The 4,602-nt window shown below is 60.3% G+C and carries 5 protein-coding genes; all 5 read left to right on the top strand.

Annotated elements, in window-relative coordinates:
- Positions 1 to 904 (top strand): citrate synthase (gene gltA, locus ACFE0K_RS01675; protein WP_434534408.1); only part of this gene is annotated, 904 nt, incomplete at its 5' end.
- Positions 905 to 1,166: 262 nt separating this feature from the next.
- The gene (locus tag ACFE0K_RS01670; protein WP_434534407.1) at positions 1,167 to 2,279 is read left to right on the top strand and encodes an SMP-30/gluconolactonase/LRE family protein; all 1,113 of its coding nucleotides are present in this window, start codon (positions 1,167 to 1,169) and stop codon (positions 2,277 to 2,279) included.
- Positions 2,266 to 3,195, top strand: a complete 930-nt coding sequence (locus ACFE0K_RS01665) for an NAD(P)-dependent oxidoreductase (RefSeq protein ID WP_434534406.1) — start codon at positions 2,266 to 2,268, stop codon at positions 3,193 to 3,195. Before ACFE0K_RS01670 ends, ACFE0K_RS01665 begins: the two co-directional genes overlap by 14 nt.
- A gap of 367 nt (positions 3,196 to 3,562) precedes the next feature.
- A complete protein-coding gene (locus tag ACFE0K_RS01660) occupies positions 3,563 to 3,970 on the top strand; it encodes an MbcA/ParS/Xre antitoxin family protein (RefSeq protein WP_434534405.1) in 408 nt (135 codons plus the stop codon).
- On the top strand, positions 3,961 to 4,602 hold a 642-nt coding region (locus ACFE0K_RS01655), incomplete at its 3' end, for an RES family NAD+ phosphorylase (protein ID WP_434534404.1). The genes ACFE0K_RS01660 and ACFE0K_RS01655, both read left to right, overlap by 10 nt.

Below are 4,602 nucleotides of genomic sequence, written 5' to 3'. Positions count from 1 at the left end.
TGCCCACCCGATGGCCATCATGTGTGGCGTAGTTGGCGCGCTGTCCGCCTTCTACCACGACTCTCTGGACATCAATAATCCCGAACACCGTGAAATCACCGCGTACCGGCTGATCGCCAAGATGCCCACCATCGCGGCCATGTGCTACAAGTACGCGCTGGGCCAGCCTTTCATGTACCCACGCAACGACCTGGGCTATGCAGAGAACTTCCTGCACATGATGTTCGGCAACCCCTGTGAAGAATCCAAGATCAGCCCGACCCTGGCCAAGGCCATGGATCGCATCTTCATCCTGCATGCGGACCACGAGCAGAACGCCTCCACCTCTACCGTGCGTCTGGCCGGCTCCTCCGGTGCCAACCCGTTCGCCTGTATCGCTGCGGGCATCTCTGCCCTGTGGGGCCCGGCACACGGTGGCGCCAACGAAGCTGTGCTGAACATGCTCGACGAGATCGGCTCACTGGATAATATCGACGCCTACATCGCCAAAGCGAAGGACAAGAATGACCCGTTCAAGCTGATGGGCTTCGGTCACCGGGTCTACAAGAACTACGACCCGCGTGCCACCGTGATGCGCGAATCCTGCCACGACGTTCTGGCCGAACTGGGTGTCAACGATCCGCAGCTGGAACTGGCAATGAAGCTGGAAGAAATCGCCCTGAGCGACCCCTACTTCAAAGAGAAGAAGCTGTTCCCGAACGTGGATTTCTACTCCGGCATTATCCTCAAGGCGATCGGCATTCCGACCTCCATGTTCACTGTGATCTTCGCCCTGTCCCGCACCGTGGGCTGGATCGCGCACTGGAACGAAATGATCTCCAACCCGTACAAGATTGGCCGCCCGCGCCAGTTGTACACCGGCGAGACCGAACGCGAGTTCGTACCGGTCAACGAGCGCAAATAAGCGCCCGTTATCGCCACACAAAAAAACCGCCTTCGGGCGGTTTTTTTGTGTCTGAAGAAAAGCAGTTACGAGTTGAAAGTTGCGAGTCACGAACCCCAAAACCCTCTCGTGACTCCGCCTTTCGCTCCTCGAAACTCGCTTCTCGCTCACCGGCCAACACAGATTTCACCGCGCTGATTACACGCTATTACCGCCCTGCATTTGCGTGGTTGCGCCGTGCATGCAAGCATCGGCTTTCCGTTAATTGATCTTCCGGATTCCAATGATAAAAAATATCGCACTGCTGATTCTCATCATTCTGGTTGGCTATCTGTTGTTCTGGCCGGTATCCATTGATCCAGTAGCCTGGGAGGCACCCGAAGCGCCGGCACTGGAAGGCCCCTACGCCAGCAACTCCGCCCTGGCGGAAAGCCGCTCCCTGGCCGTTGATGACGGCATCGGCCCGGAAGATGTGGCTATCGATAGTGACGGCTTTCTCTATGTGGGCTATGTGGACGGTCGCATCGTCCGCTTCAATCCGGATGGCAGCAGCCCGGACCTGATTGCCGACACCAAGGGCCGCCCGCTGGGTCTGGATTTCGACCCGCAGGGTAATCTGATCGTGGCCGATGGCTACAAGGGGCTGCTCAGCATCAGCCCGTCCGGCGCGATTGCCGCGCTCTCCCAACGGGCCAACGGTGTGGATTACAAGTTCACCGACGATGTGGATGCGGACAGCAACGGCGTTATCTACTTCACCGATGCATCCAGCAAGTTCGGCCCTGCCCTGCACGCCCGCGATGACATTCTCGAACACGGAGGCCACGGCCGCCTGCTGCGCTACGACCCGGCCAGCGACCAGACCCAGGTCCTGCTGGATGGCCTGCAATTCGCCAACGGCGTGGCACTGTCGCGGGACGAAGACTTTGTCCTGGTCAATGAAACCGGCAGTTACCGGATTGTTCGTTACTGGCTGAAAGGCGACAAAGCCGGCAGCCATGATGTGTTCTTCGACAACCTGCCCGGCATTCCCGATGGCATCTCCAGCAACGGCAACGGCACCTTTTGGGTCGCCCTGTTCAGCCCTCGCAATGCCATGCTGGATGGCATGTCCGACAAGCCCCTGCTGCGCAAGGTGGCCTTCCGATTACCATCGTTTCTTCAACCCCAGCCGGCCCACCACGGCTTCGTACTGGGCCTGAACGAACAGGGTGAAGTCACTCACAACCTGCAGGACACCAGCGCCGACGCCTTCGCTCCCATCACCAGCGTGGAACAACACGGCAATACCCTGTATCTGGGCAGTCTCACCGCCCCCCGTTTTGCTGCCTACCCACTACCGGCCAATGACCCCGCCACGGTTACCGAGCAGGACGCCAGCAATGCCACAGATTAACGCTGCCTTTATCGGGCTGGGCACCATGGGTTACCCTATGGCCGGCCACTTGGCCGAAGCCGGTCTGTCCATGACCGTCTACAACCGCACCGCCAGCCGCGCTCACCAGTGGGCCCGGGATTTCAATGGCCGTACCGCTGCCACCCCCGCAGAGGCCGCCGCAGGCGCCGCCATGGTGTTCGTCTGCGTGGGCAATGACGATGACCTGCGCCAGGTAACCCTGGGGCCAGATGGCGTCCTGGAAACCCTCAGCGAACGCGCCCTGCTGGTGGATCACACCACCGCCAGCGCCGCGGTGGCCCGGGAGCTGGATGCCGCCTGCCGGGATCGCCAGGCAGACTTTATCGATGCGCCAGTGTCAGGCGGCCAGCAGGGTGCCGAAAACGGCCAGCTGTCGATCATGTGTGGCGGTGATAATTCTGCCTACCAGCGCGCGATTCCCGTGCTGAACCACTATGCCAAAGCGGTCAATCTGATGGGCCCGGCTGGCAGTGGGCAGCTCACCAAAATGGTCAACCAGATCTGCGTGGCTGGCCTGGTGGAAGCCCTCGCCGAGGGCGTCGCCTTTGCTCAAAATGCCGGACTGGATGCCGCCAAAGTGTTCGAGACCATCCAGCATGGCGCCGCGGGTTCCTGGCAAATGAGCCACCGCCACCAGACCATGATCGACGACCAGTTCGAACACGGCTTTGCCGTGGACTGGATGCGCAAGGACCTGGATATCTGCCTGACAGAAGCCGCCCGCAATGGCACGCCCTTGCCGGTGACCGCCCAGGTGAATGATTTCTATCAGGAGATCCAGGCGATGGGTGGCGGACGCTGGGATACCTCTTCCATTCTGCGTCGCCTGCAAAAGCCCAAGGAGCCCGCCAACTCCGTTGTTTCCTTTTCACCAAGGCAACAACGAAAATATTAACCCCCTTTGATCGCGTCGATATGACGCACCCTTTTCGGGCGCCAGGACTTCCTCAGAGCCATTTTCCTATTGCTCTGCTATTTTTTGGGGCAATGAACAAGCAGCGCCAGGCTCATTCAACAACCTCTCCATGCTGCTGTGATGCCCTCCAAACCCACCACTAGGTCAACGCCTGACTTCACCTGCAGCTGCGACAACCCTGTTTGCATTGGCACGAGGCCCGTCTGCCACTCTTTTCAGTGACACAGGGCCCGGCGCACGTTCTCTGCCTGGCCTCTTGAATCGAGTCATAAATGGCTCCAGATCTCCACATATAGACAAAAACAAAGAAAAAGATCATTATTGAACCATGAAGTCAGGAGGCACTATGGAAGCAGTCAGCCAACAGCCCCCACAGGCCCTGAACGACGGCGCCCGCCATGCGGCCCTGCGCGCCGTACTCAAGCTGCTGGAACACTGGCAGTGCAGTGAAAAGGAAAAGATGGCCCTGCTCGGCGTGGGGCGCTCCACCCTGCACAAGTACCAGAGCCAGCCGGACAGTGCCCGGGTCGGCAACGACCTGCTGGAACGCCTCAGCTACTTGCTGAACATCCACCAGGCGCTGCGCACCCTGTTCGGAAACCGGGAAAACGTCTACGGCTTTGTTCGCATGGCCAACCACAACCCGTTCTTCAACGGCGCCACGCCCATGGACATCATGAGCAACGGCCGTGTGGCCAGCCTCTACGAAGTACACCGTCAGCTGGACAGCCTGCGGGGCGGCCAATGGGGGTGAGCGAAACTGAGACCCATGCCCTGCCCCGACACGCTTTCCCCGCCCAGACCGCCTACCGGTTGGTTAACGGCAAATACCCGCCCATCGCCATCTTTGACGATGTGGCAGACCAGGCCGACTTCGATGCCCTGTTTGCGGTGCAGGCCCTGACCAACCCGCGCCTGCAGAACGAGGTGGGTGATCTGAACCGGGTGCCGCCTGCAGAACGCCCCTGGGGCATTCCCGGCTGCAACTATGCGCTGGGACCCTTTGTCCACGTAAACCCCGCCGGCTCCCGGTTTTCCGATGGGGCCTACGGCGTTTTCTACTGCGCGGATCGCATGGCCACGGCCCTTGCCGAAACCCGCTACCACCAGCAACGCTATTTCCAGCAGATTGAAGGGCTGAAATACGATCGCATTGTCATGCGTGGCCTCAAGGTCTACTTCTCGGCCACCCTGTGCAACATCACTCCGGCAGCACAACATCCGCACTGGCATGACCCGAAGGATTACCGGGCCGCGCGACAGCTCGGCCAGCAGCTTCACCAACAGCGTGAAACCGGCCTCCACTACGAATCCGTCCGTGCCCCCGGCAGCCACTGCTACGCCCTGCTCAGCCCCCAACCAATCGAAGCCGTCCCCCCCAGCGCG

The organism is Alcanivorax sp. (assembly GCF_051117345.1).
Classification (GTDB): Bacteria; Pseudomonadota; Gammaproteobacteria; order Pseudomonadales; family Alcanivoracaceae; genus Alcanivorax.
The sequence above is the reverse complement of the archived record's forward strand: the minus strand, read 5'-3'. Positions and strand labels throughout refer to the sequence as shown.